19 protein-coding genes are annotated in these 18,219 nt (G+C 47.0%); 1 reads left to right on the top strand and 18 read right to left on the bottom strand.

Features of this window, described 5'->3' with window-relative positions; genetic code table 11:
• Positions 1-142: 142 nt before the first annotated feature.
• The 8 genes from dapA to DHBDCA_RS10170 form a co-directional block, all read right to left on the bottom strand.
• A complete protein-coding gene (gene dapA, locus DHBDCA_RS10135) occupies positions 143-1,027 on the bottom strand; it encodes a 4-hydroxy-tetrahydrodipicolinate synthase (protein WP_015044098.1) in 885 nt (294 codons plus the stop codon).
• A 41-nt stretch (positions 1,028-1,068) separates the two neighbouring features.
• Complete coding sequence (gene dapG / locus DHBDCA_RS10140; protein WP_015044099.1) at positions 1,069-2,295, bottom strand: aspartate kinase; 1,227 nt, start codon at positions 2,293-2,295, stop codon at positions 1,069-1,071.
• Positions 2,296-2,406: 111 nt separating this feature from the next.
• On the bottom strand, positions 2,407-3,399 hold the full coding sequence (locus tag DHBDCA_RS10145; RefSeq protein ID WP_015044100.1) for an aspartate-semialdehyde dehydrogenase: 993 nt from the start codon (positions 3,397-3,399) through the stop codon (positions 2,407-2,409).
• A gap of 111 nt (positions 3,400-3,510) precedes the next feature.
• Positions 3,511-4,107: a dipicolinate synthase subunit B gene (locus tag DHBDCA_RS10150; RefSeq protein WP_015044101.1), complete on the bottom strand. Its 597-nt coding sequence runs from the start codon at positions 4,105-4,107 to the stop codon at positions 3,511-3,513.
• Entirely contained in the window at positions 4,097-5,044 is a 948-nt protein-coding gene (gene dpsA / locus DHBDCA_RS10155; RefSeq protein ID WP_015044102.1) for a dipicolinate synthase subunit DpsA, read from the bottom strand. Before dpsA ends, DHBDCA_RS10150 begins: the two co-directional genes overlap by 11 nt.
• A 77-nt stretch (positions 5,045-5,121) precedes the next feature.
• On the bottom strand, positions 5,122-5,925 hold the full coding sequence (gene dapB, locus DHBDCA_RS10160; RefSeq protein WP_015044103.1) for a 4-hydroxy-tetrahydrodipicolinate reductase: 804 nt from the start codon (positions 5,923-5,925) through the stop codon (positions 5,122-5,124).
• 101 nt (positions 5,926-6,026) lie between these two features.
• A complete protein-coding gene (locus DHBDCA_RS10165; RefSeq protein ID WP_015044104.1) occupies positions 6,027-6,278 on the bottom strand; it encodes a YlmC/YmxH family sporulation protein in 252 nt (83 codons plus the stop codon).
• A 1-nt stretch (position 6,279) separates the two neighbouring features.
• Complete coding sequence (locus DHBDCA_RS10170) at positions 6,280-6,594, bottom strand: hypothetical protein (protein WP_019226748.1); 315 nt, start codon at positions 6,592-6,594, stop codon at positions 6,280-6,282.
• Between the two features lie 233 nt (positions 6,595-6,827).
• Between DHBDCA_RS10170 and DHBDCA_RS10175 the strand changes: the two genes are divergently transcribed.
• On the top strand, positions 6,828-8,030 hold the full coding sequence (locus DHBDCA_RS10175) for an L-lactate MFS transporter (protein ID WP_015044106.1): 1,203 nt from the start codon (positions 6,828-6,830) through the stop codon (positions 8,028-8,030).
• Positions 8,031-8,201: 171 nt separating this feature from the next.
• On the opposite strand, the gene dut is transcribed toward DHBDCA_RS10175, so the two are convergent.
• The 10 genes from dut to rbfA form a co-directional block, all read right to left on the bottom strand.
• On the bottom strand, positions 8,202-8,666 hold the full coding sequence (gene dut / locus DHBDCA_RS10180; RefSeq protein WP_015044108.1) for a dUTP diphosphatase: 465 nt from the start codon (positions 8,664-8,666) through the stop codon (positions 8,202-8,204).
• Between the two features lie 42 nt (positions 8,667-8,708).
• Positions 8,709-9,977 carry a M16 family metallopeptidase gene (locus tag DHBDCA_RS10185; RefSeq protein WP_015044109.1) on the bottom strand — a complete coding sequence of 423 codons (1,269 nt, stop codon included), beginning with the start codon at positions 9,975-9,977 and terminating at the stop codon, positions 8,709-8,711.
• 41 nt (positions 9,978-10,018) lie between these two features.
• Positions 10,019-11,227, bottom strand: coding sequence for a D-alanyl-D-alanine carboxypeptidase family protein (locus DHBDCA_RS10190; protein ID WP_242824894.1), 1,209 nt, complete (start codon positions 11,225-11,227; stop codon positions 10,019-10,021).
• A gap of 13 nt (positions 11,228-11,240) precedes the next feature.
• A complete protein-coding gene (locus tag DHBDCA_RS10195; RefSeq protein ID WP_015044111.1) occupies positions 11,241-11,996 on the bottom strand; it encodes a polysaccharide deacetylase family protein in 756 nt (251 codons plus the stop codon).
• 283 nt (positions 11,997-12,279) lie between these two features.
• The gene (locus DHBDCA_RS10200) at positions 12,280-14,418 is read right to left on the bottom strand and encodes a polyribonucleotide nucleotidyltransferase (protein ID WP_015044112.1); all 2,139 of its coding nucleotides are present in this window, start codon (positions 14,416-14,418) and stop codon (positions 12,280-12,282) included.
• Positions 14,419-14,637: 219 nt separating this feature from the next.
• Positions 14,638-14,904, bottom strand: coding sequence for a 30S ribosomal protein S15 (rpsO, locus tag DHBDCA_RS10205; protein WP_015044114.1), 267 nt, complete (start codon positions 14,902-14,904; stop codon positions 14,638-14,640).
• Positions 14,905-14,999: 95 nt separating this feature from the next.
• Positions 15,000-15,944: a bifunctional riboflavin kinase/FAD synthetase gene (locus DHBDCA_RS10210; RefSeq protein WP_015044115.1), complete on the bottom strand. Its 945-nt coding sequence runs from the start codon at positions 15,942-15,944 to the stop codon at positions 15,000-15,002.
• Between the two features lie 34 nt (positions 15,945-15,978).
• Positions 15,979-16,863: a tRNA pseudouridine(55) synthase TruB gene (gene truB, locus DHBDCA_RS10215; RefSeq protein WP_015044116.1), complete on the bottom strand. Its 885-nt coding sequence runs from the start codon at positions 16,861-16,863 to the stop codon at positions 15,979-15,981.
• Positions 16,847-17,842: a DHH family phosphoesterase gene (locus tag DHBDCA_RS10220; protein ID WP_015044117.1), complete on the bottom strand. Its 996-nt coding sequence runs from the start codon at positions 17,840-17,842 to the stop codon at positions 16,847-16,849. Before DHBDCA_RS10220 ends, truB begins: the two co-directional genes overlap by 17 nt.
• Complete coding sequence (gene rbfA, locus DHBDCA_RS10225; RefSeq protein ID WP_015044118.1) at positions 17,823-18,197, bottom strand: 30S ribosome-binding factor RbfA; 375 nt, start codon at positions 18,195-18,197, stop codon at positions 17,823-17,825. Before rbfA ends, DHBDCA_RS10220 begins: the two co-directional genes overlap by 20 nt.
• Between the last annotated feature and the right edge of the window lie 22 nt (positions 18,198-18,219).

Below are 18,219 nucleotides of genomic sequence, written 5' to 3' on the forward strand. Positions count from 1 at the left end.
CTTGAATATCAGATATGCAAGCTGGGTGAACCGCTTCCAACATTATTGTTCCCCATTCGCGAATAAAACTAAAACTTCGGCATTGCCAAAGTTTTAAATCATTTATTAATTTTTTGATTTTATCCGAAAGCAAATTCTGAGATTAGACCTCTTCAGGCAGATTCCGAATATTCGTGAGCAATTCTTTTAAGAAAGCTTGTTCCGTCTGGGTCGGGCCAACAATGGGCAACCGGTAGCCTCCGGCTTTGATGCCGACTTCATTCAGTAGATACTTCACCGGCACTGGATTTGTTGCCACGAACATCCCTTTAAAGATCGGGAACAACAGCAGATGCCATTTTAAAGCTTTCTCCATATCGCCGGCCTTAAACGCAGCAACCATTTTTTGCATCTGGGTACCGATCAGATGAGAAGCGACACTTACGATCCCTGCCCCGCCTAAAGACAGCATCGGCACGGTCAATGAATCATCGCCCGAATAAATCTCAAAGGTCGAAGGTAGTTCCTTTTTCAGTTCACTGACCTGGTCCATTGATCCTGCTGCTTCTTTAATGCAGACAATATTTGAGATTTCAGCTAGTTTGGCGACTGTAGAAGGAAGAAGATTGATGACTGTCCTTCCTGGTATGTTATAAAGCATCACAGGCCGGTCTGTGGCCGCTGCGATGGCTTTAAAATGCTCATAAAGACCTTCCTGGGAAGGTTTGCTGTAATACGGAACCACTGCCATAATGCCATCGAGCTGGTTTGAGACTTTTTCGGCAAGTTCAATGCTTTCACGGGTCGAATAGGTACCCACGCCCGCAATGACTTTGCACGTATCCCCAACCGCTTCTTTCACTGTTGTAAAAAGCTTAAGCTTTTCTTCACCGGTCAGATTAGGGCTCTCACCGGTTGTTCCGGCTACGACGATCCCTTCTGTGCCGTTTTCAGCCAAATATCTGGCCAGCACTGCGGCTGCAGGATAATCGATCTCCAGCTTATCGTTAAATGGTGTCACCATAGCTGTTAAAACGCTGCCAAACATTTCTCTTTCCTCCATAAACTATTTTATGCACTGCCTGGCTGTCAAATACCAAGCTCAAACTTTTTGTGCAAAGACTGAACAGCCGGAACCATATGTTCCTTTCTGACAAGCACCCAGATCGTGGTATGGGAGTCAGCGGACTGAAGAATCTCAATGCCGCTCTCAGCAAGTGCTTCTGCCATATTGGCCATGACACCGGGTACATCGGCAATTCCCCCGCCGACAAGCGCAATCTTGGCGCATCCTGGTGCGGATTCAGGGTTAAAGCCCAGATTCTTTAAAATATTGACGGCTTTCTTTGCCAGCTCATCACGAACTGTATACAGGACAGTTTCTGGCTGAACGCTGATGAAATCGACACTAATATCGGCTAAAGCCATCCCTTTGAATATTTTGGTGATCGCTTTGGGTTTATTTTCTTCTTCTTGAATGTGGATCTTGATCTGGGTGACATTCGGGGTATGTGCAATCCCTGTAATAATCCTGTCGCCGATCATGTCCGAGCCCTCCGCAAGGTCGGGCTGAACATTGGTGACCAGCGTTCCAGGAGCATCGGAAAACGTACATTTTACCCGTAGTGGGATATTCTTTTGCATCGCGATTTCCACGGCACGCGGATGGATGACTTTAGCTCCCTGATGCGCCAGATGGCAGATATCATTATAGGTGATCACGTCAAGAATTTTGGCATCCTGGACGATCCGGGGGTCTGCGGTCATAATACCTTCGACGTCCGTATAAATATCGATTGCTTCAGCATTTAGTGCGACGCCAATCGAACAGGCCGTCGTATCGCTTCCGCCTCTGCCCAGGGTTGTAATTTGTCCGTTTTCGGTCATGCCCTGGAAGCCCGTAATGACGACAACCTTGCCTTCTTTCAGCTGCTCCAGGATATTTTCCGGTTCGATTCTGACAATTCTTGCATCGCCAAAACTGCTGTTGGTGATAATGCCGGCCTGTCCACCCGTTAAAAGAACAGCTTCCAACCCGAGACCCTGCAGCGTGCTAACCATAATGCTGCCGGAAATGATTTCCCCGCAACTTAAGAGTAAATCCATTTCTCTTTTGGGCACTTCGGAATAAATGCTTGAAACCATCTTAATCAGCGTATCGGTCGCATAGGGATCTCCCGAACGCCCGATTGCAGAAACAACAACCACAGGCGAAAACCCTTGATTAATAGCCTCGGAAACCTTAGCAGCGACCTGCGCTCTTCTTTCCGGATTGGCCAGGGAAGTTCCGCCAAATTTTTGAACCAATATACGCAAGGTAATTTCTCCTTCCTCCAATTTTCTTAACTTGTCTTGAATTTTGCTTTCCTTATTATTATAACGTCTATGTTTTCTTATCTTTTAATCTTATCCGTTATTTTCTATCTATTATAACAGCAATTCTGCAATCTGGACTGCATTTGTCGCTGCACCTTTGCGAATCTGATCACCTGCGATCCAGAGATTAATCCCCTGATCAATGGTATGATCTTCCCGGATTCTTCCGACCAGAACTTCATCCCTGTTCGAGCTGTCGAGCGGCATCGGATAAATATCTTTCGCCGAATCGTCTTTTAAGATTACGCCGGGAGCCTGGGCAAGCGCAGCCTTGACCTGATCGATCATGAGTTTTTTCTCAGTCTCAATATTGATGGATTCACAGTGAGAACGAAAGACCGGAACACGGACACAGGTAGCCGTAACACGCAAATCATCCCTGTGGAAGATTTTTTGGGTTTCCTTGACCATTTTCCATTCTTCCTTTGTATAGTCACCCTCCTGGAATACATCAATTCTGGGTATCAGGTTAAAGGCGATCTGATATGGGAAGGTATCGATATCTGTGATCTTTTCCCCGTTGCTCCACGACTTCACCTGTTCCTCCAGTTCAATAATACCTTCTTTGCCCGCGCCGGAAACTGCCTGATACGTGGATACCACAATGCGTTTGATTGGCGAAAGCGCTTCGAGCGGTTTCAGTGCCACGACCATGATAATCGTGGAACAGTTCGGATTGGCAATAATTCCTTTATGCCATTTGACATCTTCGGGGTTGACTTCAGGCACAACCAGAGGAACATCCGGATTTAGCCGAAAAGCACTGCTGTTGTCAATGACGACTGCCCCGCTCCGGACTGCGGCCGGCGCATACTCCGTGCTGGCGGAACCGCCCGCAAATAAGGCGATATCAATGCCTTGAAAGCTCTGATTCGTTGTTTCTTGCACTTCTATTTCTTTTCCCTGCCAGGAAATCCGTGACCCGCTTGATCTTTTCGTCGCAAGCAAGCGAAGCTCATCCACCGGGAACTTCCGTTCAGCAAGAATTTTCAGAAATTCCTGACCAACGACACCCGTTGCCCCGACAATTGCAATATTCGGCATTGAGATCCTCCTTAAACATGGATATTCAATAATTCTGACAATCCACTTTCAACAACTAAGTATTAATATAGTATAAATCATTATTCTCTCATAGGATACTAAATATTTTAGCTACTCAGAAGAAGTAATTTCTACCAGGAGCGGTTCAATTTGTTTTCCCTGGCAGGCCAGCAGTATTGTGTCCGGTATTTTATCCATCTGGGCAACTAGTGAATTGGTTTTTTTGAGCGGGCTGTCCTGACCAAAAGGCACCAGGTAGATATTCTTGGCTAAGAGTAAGGCTCCGATATTCTTGGCGTTAACCCCTAACCCGTCATTTGTGGATATAGCGATTACAACAGGGCCTAAATTGCGCAAATGCGCTTTGGTAGCCATTAAGACGGGTGTATCGGTGATACCGTTGGCGAGTTTGGCAAGTGTATTCCCGGTACAGGGCGCAATAACTATACAGTCAAAAAGCTTGCCCGGACCGATTGGTTCTGCTTCCGGGATAGTCCTGATCGGGTCTTTCCCTGTAATCTCTTTCAGACTGGATTTCCAGTACGCTGCTTTCCCGAATCTCGTATCCACTGTATCAACAGACTCCGAAACAATCGGCGTTATATCTGCTCCTTCTTCGACAAGCTGCCTGATCACCTCCATGACCCGGCCAAGGGTACAATGGGAACCGGTCAGCGCAAAACCAATGTGCAGCTTTTCAAATCTCATTTTTGGGCACCCCCTTCCGGAGTGCAGCAGCAGTGGCTGCTTCTGCAGCAGGTACAAGGTGCTCAAGAATCAGAGGCGGATAAAGCTTTGCCAGTATTTTTCCGGCGGTCCTTGGAGCGACAATACCAGGCAGGCCAGGAGCAAGCTGGGCCTTAATGCCAAGCATCTGAGCATATTCAAAGTCAGTACCTCCCGGAATAGAGGCAATATCAATAATGACGGTTTCCCGGGACATTTTGTTCAGCAGGTCTCTACCAAGAACCAGGGCGGGTACGGTATTGAAAACAATTTCCGCCCTGCTGATTTCCTTTTCAAGATCAGAAAAACCGATAGCACGCACTCCCATCTCTACGGCCCGGGCCAGGTCTGCTGGCTTACGTGCAACACACGTAACCCTTGCTCCCATTCCCTTCAGTAGATTCACCAGCGTCATGCCACAGCGGCCAAGACCCAAAACAAAGCTTTCACTGCTGTGAATGGTGATCGTCGTGGCCTCTATTGCCATCTGAACCGCTCCCTCGGCTGAAGGTATCGAATTCAAGATGACAATTTCATTACGGTTTGCTATTTCCACGAGGTCTATGTTCATCTTTTGGGCTGCGCTGATTAGGGCAGGACGGGCCCAGCCTATAAAAAGCGGAACACCAGGCGGAATCAATTCCAGAACTTCATTATTCAAGATGATCGGGTAGCTGGAATACTTTGCCTTGATCAGGCCCCGTGCATCTGTACCAAACATTGGCAAGATAAGAGCATCTGCTTTAGCAATAACCTCGGTAAAAGATTTGGCATGTTCAATGCTGTCTCCAAGCGGAGACTTTTCCAGACCGAGCCCGATGATCTTGGCACCACACTTTTGCAGCTCAGGGACAAGAAATATTTCTCTGTCATCCCCGCCGATTACTGCCAGGCGAACTCCTTCAAGTACCGCATTCATGTTTATGCCTCCTTACTGGATAGTGTCCAGTTAACTACTATCCAGTATATGAGCAGCCGAGAAACGCGGTGCTTAACCTAATCCAGGAAATTCTCGAGTCCGACAACAAGTCCGGTCAGCTTATATGCTTTGCGAATGGCCAGTATCACCCCGGGCATGTAGGTTTCCCGGGTATACGCGTCATGACGGATCGTAAGCGTCTGTCCGGATCCTCCAAAAATAACTTCCTGATGGGCGATCAGTCCCGGTAAACGGATGGAATGGATGTGAATGCCATTCAGGTCTCCGCCCCGCGAACCAGGTATTTTCTCATATTCGTTCGGATGTCCCTGGATTATTGGTTCCCGGATCTCAGAGATCATATCCGCAGTTTTCAAAGCAGTGCCTGAAGGTGCATCCAGCTTCTGATCATGATGATATTCAACGATATCGACGTGATGAAAGTATTTTGCGGTTTCTTTCGCAAACTTCATCATCAGTATTGCGCCAAGCGCAAAATTCGGTGCAATAAAAACCCCTGTGCCGGTCGCTTTGGACAGATCCTCCAATTCACTGATTTCGTGACCGTCCAGCCCAGTCGCTCCGATAACAGGAACAACCCCCGCTTTAATTGCAATTTTGGCATTGGAAAATACTGATTGGGGATTCGTAAAATCAACGAGAATATCTACTTGCAGTTCTTTTAATTTTTCTATTTCCATCTGGCCGGAAATCTGTAGGTCGAATGGCTGCTGTCCAAGGACTAATCCAATATCCTTTCCTTGATTCTGAATATCTGATACCCCTGCAAGCTCCATATCGTTCTGCAGACGTATTGTCCTGACTGTTTCCATGCCCACTTTGCCACATGCTCCGGCAACAAATACGCGTATTTTGTCCAAATATACCCCTCCTGAATACGATAACGCAAAACCCCGCGCCAGAAGCCTTTCGGGGTTTAATACACTTCTTATTCTATTATATCAATAGAAACCTGTCAAACCTACATATCGATATCTACGATGATCACTTCACTGCCTACTTTTTTAATGGCTTTCCAGGGGACGACCACATACCCGCCTTCTTTTTCACTGTTCTTATTAAAAAACCTTCCGTATCCCACTCTTGAATCGATGATGATTGCCTCAATTTTTCCTTCGGGGCTAATTTTAATATCACTCTCGCCAATTGAACCGAGCTTCGCGCCATCATGAAGATTAATAATTTCTTTTCCTGACAGTTCACTTAAAAGCATATTACACACTCCTGCCCCGGACCGTTTCCCATATTTTTTGACCATAGGGCTGCAGTATCGCAATGATCAGCGAAAAAACAGCCAGTGGCTTTATAAAATAAACCGATGAGGGATTCCAGATGTTTTCTGGTATTCCTAGAAAGGTCAGTAGCAGTTCCAAAGAAATATAAATTCCACCCGCAGTCCCGACCAGCTGGGTAATGGCCTTGGCCAAACGATTAGGTGCCTCAGGAGACCTCCACATCATGACTTTTACTCTGGTTCTCAATGATACAGCAATCCCGAGCGCCAGCAGAACACTATATAGAATACTCATAAACGCTTCAGGGCTTTCATTAGGAATCCCCCCTAAGCATATCTATGAGGGAAAAAACGGCATTATTCTTCCGTAAACGGGTAACGCTTTATTATCTTCCGTTGACGTGCTGAATACTGCTTTTGCAGTCAGAATCACAAACCTTTGATCTCTTTTCTGATAAGATACGTAAAAAGATAACGCTGGCCGGATTCCATCAGGATCGACGGACAGATAAAGAAAGGAAGATAATAATGAACAGAGTGAGACAAGGTTGGACAGTTACTTTGGCCGGAACCGGCATTAATTTGGCTCTTGGCGTTCTGTATACCTGGAGCGTTTTTGCAGCTGCCCTGATTGAGCAGGCTCACTGGACTAAAACTGCGGCTTCTGTTCCGTATATGGTCGCTTGCGCAGTGTTTGCCTTGATGATGGTTCCCGGCGGATATCTTCAAGACCGGTACGGTCCCCGCTGGATTGCTGCCTTTGGCGGAATCATGGCAGGCAGTGGTTTAATCCTGAGCAGCTTTACGCACTCACTGACCATGCTGATCGTTACTTTCGGTTTAATTGCCGGGATGGGGATCGGGCTCGGATACTCGGCTGCGACACCTGCCGCAGTCAAATGGTTTCCCCCAGAGAAAAAAGGTCTGATCTCGGGTGTCGTTGTTGCCGGCTTTGGTTTGGCTTCTCTTTATATCGCACCATTAACCAATGCTTTGCTGAGAAAGTTTGGCATAGAGAGCACCTTCCGTATTGAAGGGATCCTGTTCTTACTGATTATTGTTTTGCTTGCCCAGGTACTGACTGTCCCTTCCACTCTAAGCGGCCAATCTCAGAGCAGCACGGCTTCCCCTTCAGCGGCTACTGCCTCGACAGGAGGCCTAAACTGGCGGCAAATGCTTATAAGACGGGAATTCTATCTGCTTTGGGTGATGTATGCGGCAGGAGCCAGCGCCGGGCTGATGATCATCAGCCAGCTTTCTTCAATTGCCAAAACGCAGGCCGGTATTTCCTGGGGGTACGCGATGGTCGCTTTGCTGGCCATTTTTAATGCCTCCGGCAGGGTTATTGCCGGCTGGCTCTCCGATAAAATCGGGCGTTCTTGGTCGATGCGTATTTTCTTCCTGATCCAGGCGCTCAACATGCTTGCTTTCAGCACTTACAATACTCCGGCATTAATTGCGTTAGGTGCAGCGATTGCAGGATTAGGCTACGGTTCTTTGCTTTCGCTCTTCCCATCAGCAACCTATGATTATTTCGGTACAAAACATGCTGGAGTAAATTACGGCTTAGTCTTTACAGCCTGGGGTGTCGGCGGCGTCTTTGGTCCACTGATGGCCGGAACCATTGTTGATGCGACCAAAAGCTACTCCCTGGCTTTCAACATTTCCTTCCTGTTATGCCTTTGTGCAGTAGTTCTGACCTTTTTCTTGAAGAAGCCTCAGAAGTCCTGACAATATAAAAAATCAGCCTTGGCTTTGAATTCTGCAAGGCTGACATGTTTATAATTAATAATTAGGGTAAGTTTGTGGGCCATAATACCGCTCTTCGGCGATTTGCGCAATCCCTGCTTCGCTTAACGCGGAATTGTGGCCCACGGACTGATTATGAGGGTAGATCTCTTTCTATAAACCAGTCGATCCGAAGCCACCTTCGCCCCTGAACGTGTCACCCAGATCTTCAACCTCTGTAAAAATGGCTCTGCAGACAGGCATAAACACAATCTGGGCAATGCGGTCACCATTGCTGACGACAACGTCTTCTTTTCCAAGATTAATCATCAGCACTTTGATTTCGCCCCGGAAGTCGGAATCAATGACACCGACTCCGTTGCTTAAAGCAAGACCTTTTTTATCTGCCAGGCCGCTGCGGGCAAACACGAAAGCTGCCACCTGCGGGCCTGGCAGTTCTATGGCTATTCCAGTAGGAACGCGGACCCTTTCCCCAGGCCGCACAACCATGTCTTGATCCAGAGAAGCAAACAGGTCTGCGCCCGCGGCTCCTGTCGTTGCATAAAAGGGTACTTTGGACCTATCCGCATCTCCGTCTGAAATCTTCCTTATTTTGACTCGAATCCTCTCTTCCAGCATCGTTCTCCTCTTCCTCCGCATTATTTCTTCGTCTTTATTGCATCATGTTTCCGTAAAAGCTTCCTCAATAATCCTGTCGAAATCTGTATTATAATCCTTTTGTCCCAACGTGAGGATGCTGATTTTTTCTTTCTGCCAGAGACGCTCCATCACTCTCTTGACATCCGCCGTGGTGACCTTTTCCAGTTTTTCAACTGCCTCTTCCGGTGTTTTTACTTCGCCGAAAGACAGCTCTGTTTTGCCGAGTCTGCTCATTCTGCTGCTGACAGATTCCAGTCCCAGATAAAGGTTGCCCTTGATCTGGGCTTTCGTTTTCATGAGCTCCTCTTCAGTTAATCCTTCTTTTTTTAATTTATTCAATTCATCAAGGATACATTTGATGACTTCATCCGTATTCCCGGGGCTCGTGCCTGCATAGACCGCAAACAGACCGGTATCGACATAGGTGGAGTGATAGGAATAGACGGAATAAGCCAGGCCTCTCTGTTCCCTGATTTCCTGAAAAAGACGTGAACTAAGCCCTCCACCTAAGATGCTGTTGATTACATGCATCACATAGATATCCTCATGATCCTGTCCGAGCCCCGGCACTCCCACGATCAGGTGCATCTGCTCGGTATCCTTGCCAACCGCTTTTCTGAAGGCCGTCCCCTGAGGGTCTCCCTTGATGGAATCTGTTCTTTGTCTCTGGAAATCACCGAACATGGCCAGTTGACGGATGATATCCTCATGCTTAATCTTTCCGGCTACCGCAATGACGACCTGATCTGGTGTATAGCGTGTCTCCAGGTAATGGGAAACCTTTTCGCAGCTTAAATCGTGAATGGTTTCTTCGATACCGAGGATCGGTTTACCCAGCGGGTCTTTATTCCAGACATACTGGGAAAAGAGATCATGGATCAGCTCATCCGGAGAATCCTGATACATTTTGATTTCTTCAATGACAACTTTTTTTTCTTTATCCATCTCCTTAGGATCAAAGAGAGAGTTAAAAAACATATCACTTAAGACATCAATCGCCAGTGAGAGGTCCTCATCAAGCACTTTGGCATAATAACAAGTAAGCTCCTTAGTCGTAAACGCATTAATCTGGCCTCCGACTGCTTCCAGAGATTCTGCGAGCTGACGTGCACTTCGTTTCCCGGTTCCTTTGAAAAACATATGTTCAATGAAATGAGAAATACCTTCATACCCTTCCGTTTCGTTGCGAGATCCTGTTCCGACCCAGATCCCAATCGCCACTGAACGGACATAATCAATCTCTTCGGTGATGATTCGAACTCCGTTAGGCAATACGTGTTTTCGATGCAATGATCTTCCCCCTTAAGCACTTTGATAACGCTCTATTTAGTTTATCCTTTCTTAGCAAAGAAATCCAGTAAATCGTCCACAAAGATTCGGACTCTTCCGGGAAGATTACCTGGGTTTTCCCCATCATGCTGTGCCAGGAGCGGTACTTCTTTAAGAAGCTTGTCCTCTGCATAAATTTGATAATGACCCAGAATGTCTCCTTCTTTAATTGGATAGTCAATTTCCGTCCTTAGGTTTATCTGCATTTTAAGGCCTTTGATCGTGTCTTTTTCAAGACAGAGCCGGATATCTTCGCCTAGAACCAGAGGAATTTCCGTATCTGAAATCGGAAAGTTGCCTGCAACGTCCCCTTTTTTCCCTATTTCAATGATTCCGGTATAATCAAAGCCCCATTGCAGAAGTCTTTGGGCATCTCCGAAACGATCCGGGGCATTCAGCACAACGCAGATCAGTCTCCGTCCGTCTTTACTGGCTGAAGCGACTAGGCATTTCCCAGCTGCGTTGGTCGTTCCCGTTTTTACACCGTCCGCCAAAGAGTAATTCCACAGAAGTTTATTGGTGTTTTTGGCATTTTGAGACTTACGCGGTTCCTCAAAGCTGATAACTGAATATTTTTGGCTTACGATTTCAGCAAATTGAGGGTTATTCATCGCATATCTGGTGATGAGAGCCAGGTCAAACGCCGTGGAATAATGATTTGGATCGGGAAGACCGTTTGGATTGACAAAGTTTGTGTTATAAGCGCCCAGCGAAGCTGCTTTCTGATTCATCAGCCGGATGAACTCATCCTGGCTTCCCGCGGTATTTTCAGCGAGCGCGACACACGCATCATTGCCGGAGCTTAAGAGCGCCCCTTCCAGCAATTCTCCAATCTTAATCTTGTCTCCCTTGTCCAGATAGATAGAAGATTCCCCTACACCGCCGGCTTTCTCACTGACCGTAGTTATCTCCTCAGGCTCTGTCAGTTCCAGAGCCAGGATTGCGGTCATGATCTTGGTGGTGCTGGCGGGCGGCCGCTGGACATTTCCGTCTCTGTCATATAGCAGCTCTCCTGTCTCCAAGTCGAGCAGCACTGCCGAATGCGCTGTTACATATGGAAGCGTCCACTTTCCGCTGGATAAATTGGACGTCTCTACGATCATTTCTCCGGATAACCTGGTATTTTGGGCATATAGAGGACTGCCTGCTGTCAGTATCATGGTCAGCAGACTCAGAATTATGCCCAAGAATTTTTTTTTCAATTGTACCACCCCTTCATTTTGCTCAAGGAGTAGTATTTCCTGTTAATCCGTTTGTTATTAATTTTTCTATTGTTACAAAACTGAATCCTTCACTTTTTAAACCGGCTAAGATATTGGGTAACGCCTTGACGGTATTTTCCTTGGGATGCATCAGCACAATCGCACCCTTTTTCTCCGGTTTTACGCCATATCGTATTTTAGGTTCCAAAATTCTCTGGGTAATCAGTTCCGGAGTGCTCTCCGGCTTCCAGTCAATGGTATCCAGCGTCCAGAGGATGGTCGTATAGCCCAGCTCATCTGCTGCCTGAAGTCCGTTTTTTCCTTTTTCCCCATATGGAGGGGCATAGTATATTGTTCTGCACCCGGTCGCTTCTTTAATTATATTTTCCGTCTTGCTTAACTCCTCTTTATTTTGGGCCACAGTCAGGTTGTCCGGATGTGAATGGGAATAACCGTGATTCCCAAGGAGATGGCCTTTTACTGCAATCTGCTGAATGAGTTCGGGATGTTTGGCGGCCCATTTGCCCGTCACAAAAAAATTTGCTTTGGCCTGATAACGGTCGAGGATATCCAGTATTTCCGGGATATACGCTTCCCCCCAGTCGACATTAATGGTAAGCGCAATCATTTTTTTATCCGTCTGAACCTGATCGACCGGAACAGGTAAATTCGGGTTGCTGACTCCAACGACCCGGCTTTGCATCAAGGTAAGACCGATAAACACAACCAGCAGGGTAATTGCTTTAAACTTGATCTTAGTCAGAGGAAAAAATGACATCTGCATCCCCTCCCCTACATTAATATGACGATGAGAAGTAATACAGACGTCATTCTATATTGACTATTAAATACTTATCTGAGGCGGGTCTCCATAATGCATAACCGCTTTCGGCTATTGTGCCATCCATGGCACAAAAAGCCGCACTCCGCATCGTGCTCCGCGTGCAAGGCTACACTGCCCAAGAATAGAAAAAAGACGCCTCAATTATATGAGACGCCTTCTGTAAGCTGAGGTTAGTTAGCTCCGTTAATGATTGCAGGCCTAAGCTCGCAAAAATTCCTTATTCTTTTGGTCCCTGGCTCTGTCCGAGAGCGTCTTTACGGGATAGGTTCAATCTGCCCTGCTTGTCAATGCCGGTAGCCTTGACGATGATCTCATCGCCAAGTTTGACGACATCTTCTACTTTGTTCACGCGGTTCACATCGAGCTGGGAGATATGCACGAGACCATCTTTTCCCGGAAGTCCAAGCACGCCTGGAATGACTTCGACAAAGGCGCCAAAATCCATGATCCGGACGACTTTGCCTTTGTAGATCTTCCCGACTTCAATGTCCTGCGTCAAAGAGCGAATGATCTCAGCTGCTTTGTCTCCGGCTTCACCGTCAACCGCAGCAATAAATACCTGTCCGTCATCTTCGATATCGATTTTGACCTTGGTTTCTTCCACGATCTTCTTAATGATCTTGCCGCCTGGTCCGATGACATCTCTGATTTTGTCAGGATGAATGGTAAAGGTAATAATTCGCGGTGCAAATGGCGAGAGATTTGGTCTGGGCTGCGGCAGGACCTGCAGCATTTTATCCAGGATGAACATCCTGCCGGCCTTGGCCTGAGCCAGAGCCTGAGCGAGGATTTCACGGTTGACGCCTTTGATCTTGATATCCATCTGCAGTGCTGTAATGCCCTCGGCAGTACCGGCTACTTTAAAGTCCATATCACCGTCGTGGTCTTCCAAACCCTGAATATCGGTAAGAATCGCAAAATGGTCTTCTTCTTTGATCAATCCCATCGCAATCCCAGCTACCGGAGCCTTAATCGGAACCCCAGCATCCATTAGAGCGAGTGTGCTGCCGCAGACGGAAGCCATGGAGCTCGATCCGTTGGATTCCAATACTTCGGAAACCAGACGCAGCGTATACGGGAATTCACTTTCCGGAGGAATCATCGGCAGCAGGGCACGTTCAGCCAAAGCGCCGTGACCAATCTCACGTCTGCCCGGTCCCCTGTTCGGACGGACTTCGCCGACACTGAAGGCCGGGAAATTATAATGATGCATATAACGTTTGGAATCTTCCAATCCCAAACCGTCGATGATCTGCTCATCACCGGCAGCTCCTAATGTCGCAACCGTGAGTACCTGTGTCTGTCCGCGCGTAAACAGACCGGTGCCGTGTGTTCTCGGAAGACGTCCGACTTCAATCGTAATCGGTCTGATCTCATCCAAAGCACGGCCATCAGGTCTGATATGTTCGTGGGTAATCAGCTTACGGACAATTTTATGGGTCATGTCATCCAATATTTTCGTAACTAATTTCAAGCCCTCAGGAAATTCCTCGGCGAAAACTTCGAGCGCGTCTGCTTTGACCTTGTCAACAGCTTCCTGGCGGGCCAGTTTTTCTTCAATACGGATAGCCTGATCGAGCTTATCATAACCCCAGGCCAGGACCTTGTCGGATATTTCCGCAGGGATCTCGACCGGAGTGACTTCTCTTTTAGCTTTGGCAAGTCCCACTTCCAGGGCTGCTTCCCTGTATCTCTCAATAAACTCTGCTATCTTTTTAATTTCTTCGTGCGCAAACATGATCGCTTCGAGCATCTGATCCTCGGGAACTTCCTTGGCACCAGCCTCGACCATCATAATCGCATCTTTGGTTCCAGCAACTGTCAGCTGCATTTTGCTGATTTCCGCCTGGGCTACCGTCGGGTTAACGACAAACTCTCCGTCGACAAGCCCGACAACCACGGCGGCAATAGGACCCAGAAAAGGAATATCGGAAATCGTGAGCGCAGCCGAAACTGCGTTGATAGCCGTTACGTCCGGTGCACAGTCCTGATCGACGGACATGACCATCGCACTGATCTGTACATCGTTGCGGTAACCGTCCGGGAAAAGCGGACGGACCGGTCTGTCTATCAGTCTTGACGATAATATGGACTTCTCACTAGGTCTGCCTTCTCTTTTAATGAATCCACCGGGAATCTTTCCTACGGCATAAAAACGTTCTTCCAAATCAACAGTCAAAGGAAAAAAGTCGATCCCTTCCCGTGGTTTAGAACTGGTCGTTGCAAATGCAGATATGACTGTGTCTCCATATCTGGCATAAATTGCCCCACCGGCTTGACGACCTATGATACCGGTTTCAAACGACAGGTTTCTGCCTCCAACCTGTAGCGAGCGTTCCAAGACTTCTTGAGTCACTTTGGAAACCTCCTTAAATACGCTTCTTTTATTCACAATTTTTTATTATCCGGAATGTGTTCGACATATTATTTATTATTTCCTGCACCCGAGCAAAAAAAACAGTCCGGACAATTTTTCTTAAGATAAATACCCTAATACATAAATACAAAGAGCGCTGAACACGCTCCTGTAAATATCGACATATAAATTGAATGACCAAAATATTTTCGATGGTTTTTAGTGACGTAAGCCGAGTTCTGTGACTACTGTGCGGTAACGGTTAAAATCGGATTTCTTGAGGTAGTTCAGCATTGCACGGCGTTGTCCAATCAATTTAAAGAGACCCCGGCGGGAATGATGATCTTTCTTATGGGTCTTGAAGTGTTCTGTCAACTCGCTGATTCTTGTAGTGAGAAGAGCGATCTGAACCTCGGGTGAACCTGTGTCTCCTTCATGCTGCTGAAACTTCGCAATGATATCCTTCTTTTTCTCCGGTGTAAGCATTGGTTCTGCACCTCCATATTTTTTAAGCGCCTGCTGCCAAGTAAGACGGTGGAGATTCGTCGAACCCAGTCAGCGGTTACCTTTGTCATTTTAACTTATTCCATAAATTTTGTAAAGTTTTGTTTTTGCAGCTTTTGTTTTGCCGCTTCCATGTCTTTGCCGAGTTGCTCTGTGATTTCCTTAACTCCGCTAAATTTCTTCTCAGCTCGCAGTCTGACCTGAATATCTATGAATAAGTCCTTCTGATATAAATCTCCGTGAAAATCAAAAAAATGGATTTCAATGATCTTCTCCTGGCCGGTTTTAAAGGTCGGTACAATCCCGATATTCATCATCCCGCCGTAGATCCTGCCGTCAATTTCTGCAGTAACGGCATACACACCATTTTTCGGGATTAGCAAGTCCTCATGTGTCTCTATGTTGGCTGTCGGAAATCCAATATCTCTGCCCCGCCCGTCACCGTGAACCACCGTTCCGATAATCGTAGGTGCGCGTCCCATCATCGCCTTGGCCAGATCGATATCCCCATTCAGAAGCGCACGTCTGATTTCGGTCGAAGAAATCACTCTGTCGTCAAGCATCTGGGCTTGGACAACACTTACTCCAAAGTTGTAAGCTTCACCAAACTTTTCGAGGTCACCGGGTTTTCCTTTGCCATGACAGCCGAAGGAGTAGTTGAAACCAACGATGACATGAACGGCCCCGATTTTCAGCAGAATATTTTCAACGAATTCCTGCGGTGTTGTCTCGGCAAATTCCGGAGAGAAAGGCAATAAGAACACCTTGTCTACGCCAAATTGTTCAAATAGCATGATTTTCTCATCCTTGCCGGTAATCAATTCCAGTTTTCTATCTGGATGAAGTACTTTCAGTGGATGGGGATCAAAAAGCAAAACTGAAAACAATGTCTTCAGTGAACGTGCTTTCTTCAATCCGTGCTTCAACAGCTCCTGATGTCCTAGGTGTATACCGTCAAAATTCCCCAGAGCAAGCACAGTCGGCTCAAATTTGTGTCCCGGAATCAAAGTGCAAACTTCCAAAAACCTTTACCCCCTAGTACCTCGTTAACCTTTGCTAACCCATGACCTTATTGGGGCATAAACATCCGTTTTCCCAATTCCCTATGCCAATAAAACGTCCCGCACAAAATACCTGAACAGGAAGCTGTTCCCCGTACACTTCAGCATCAACAAGATCCCCTCCGGTAGAAAGCCCGTTTCGGAAAGCGGCAAGCCGATAGGCCGGTATACTTGCCTTTGGCAGTGTGAGTCCCCATTCCGGAGCCAGGAGCATGTGTTCATCGCCGCCGGCAAGTGTTTGGTCAATCTCTTCCAGTGTGTAGGCGGAATCCAGCGTAAACTTGCCTGCGCCTAATCTGAGCAAAAAGGACATATGTGCACCGCAGCCCAAGGCAACGCCAATATCGTGACATAAAGTGCGTATATACGTTCCTTTGGAACATTCCACATCGAATAGAACTCTTGGAAACGTCTCTTCATGCCATTCCACCAGATCCAGCCGCTTGATCTCAACCTGTCTTTTTTCTCTTGCAACATCGATCCCCTGGCGGGCATATTCGTACAGATGCCTGCCATTTTTTCTGACAGCGGAATACATAGGCGGTTCCTGTTCAATGACACCAAGAAAATTTTCCAGTGTATTTACAAATTGCTCTCGTGATACTATAGGCACAATCCTCGATAGTTCCTGTCCGAAAGCATCCTGCGTATCTGTCGTGATTCCGAGTGTAATCTCAGCTCTATAACTTTTCCCCTGGTCGCTGTGGTATTCTGCCAGCCGCGTTGCCTTGCCAAGGCAAATCGGAAGCACCCCGGCAGCTCCGGGATCCAGCGTCCCAATATGGCCTGCCTTGCCGGCTTTTGTTTTTCGAAGCAGCCACCTAACAACGTCTGTGGAGGTCATGCCAACAGGTTTTAAAACATTAATGATCCCGTCCAACGTTCAGGGCCTCCTCAAGTGCGGATACAATCATTTGCCTGGCTTGACCCATTGTTCCATTAATAGAACAGCCTGATGCCCGCCGGTGTCCGCCTCCGCCGAACCGGCTCGCAACTTGATTTACATCAAGCCAGGTATTGGATCGGAAACTGACTTTGATTTCATCCGGGGCAATTTCTTTTAACAGCGCAGCAGCTTCCACCTTTTCGATATTGCGTGCATAGTTCACCAAGCCTTCACTCAAGCTCTCATCTGCACCTGTTTCTTCAAAGTCTTCTCTGGTCAGAACAATGACAGCCATCGTTCCCTGCTGATGAAGTTCCAGGTTCGTCAGCGCTTTTTGCAGCAGTTTAGTCTGAGCCAGGCTTTTCTGTTCAAACAGTATATTGTTGATCTGAACAAGATCAAGGCCTGTTTTGAGCAATTCCGCGGCAATCCTGAAGCTTTCGACTGTGGTGTTGCTGTAGCTGAATCTGCCTGTATCCGTGATGATCGCAGTATAGAGATTCTCTGCAATTTCTTTAGTCATGGAAACTCCCATTTCACCCAGCAGGTGAAAAATCATTTCACCTGTGGCGGCTGCGCCGGCGTCAATCCAATTAACCGTACCAAAACCGTTATTGGAAATATGATGATCGATATTAATCACCGTTTTCCCCTGAAGGAACTCCGGGCAAAGACCGCTGTACGCCCTTTCCGCTTCAGCGCAGTCAATAAAAATAAGGGTTTCTGGAAACTCTTCCGGAGGCAGAACAGAACATATCTTGTCCACACCCGAAAGAAACTTCAAATTTACCGGCAGAAACCCAGGATTATAATAACATATTTTTTTGTTCAGACCTTCTAAGGCAATCCCCAAAGCAAGCATTGAACCAATGCAGTCCCCATCCGGGGATATATGCGTAAGCAGTGCAGCCTCGGAGATTGTATCCAATTTTTTAGCCAGTTCTGAGATCACCTTATTCGTCGTCTTGTCCATCGCTGGATTCACCTTTCGCGCCAACCTCACGAAGCAGCTTGGAAATATGGGCGCCATGTTCGATAGACTGATCATACTTGAAAGTGATCTCGGGAAAATAGCGCAGGCTGATGATTTTACCCAGTTCGCTGCGCAGATATCCGGATGCTTTATTTAAAACATCTAAACTGCTTTTCATTTCTTCTTCTGTTCCCAATACGCTGACGAATATTTTGGCATGCCGTAAATCGTCAGCCACCTCCACATCTGTGACGGTCACGAATCCAAGCCGCGGGTCTTTAATATCCTCCCGGATCATTTGTGCCACTTCTGCTTTGATCGATTCTGCCAGGCGAAAAGCCCTGTGTTTAGCCATTCAGAAAACCTCCAATGCTGGT

The sequence above is a fragment of the Dehalobacter sp. DCA genome (assembly GCF_000305775.1).
Taxonomy (GTDB): Bacteria; Bacillota; Desulfitobacteriia; order Desulfitobacteriales; family Syntrophobotulaceae; genus Dehalobacter; species Dehalobacter alkaniphilus.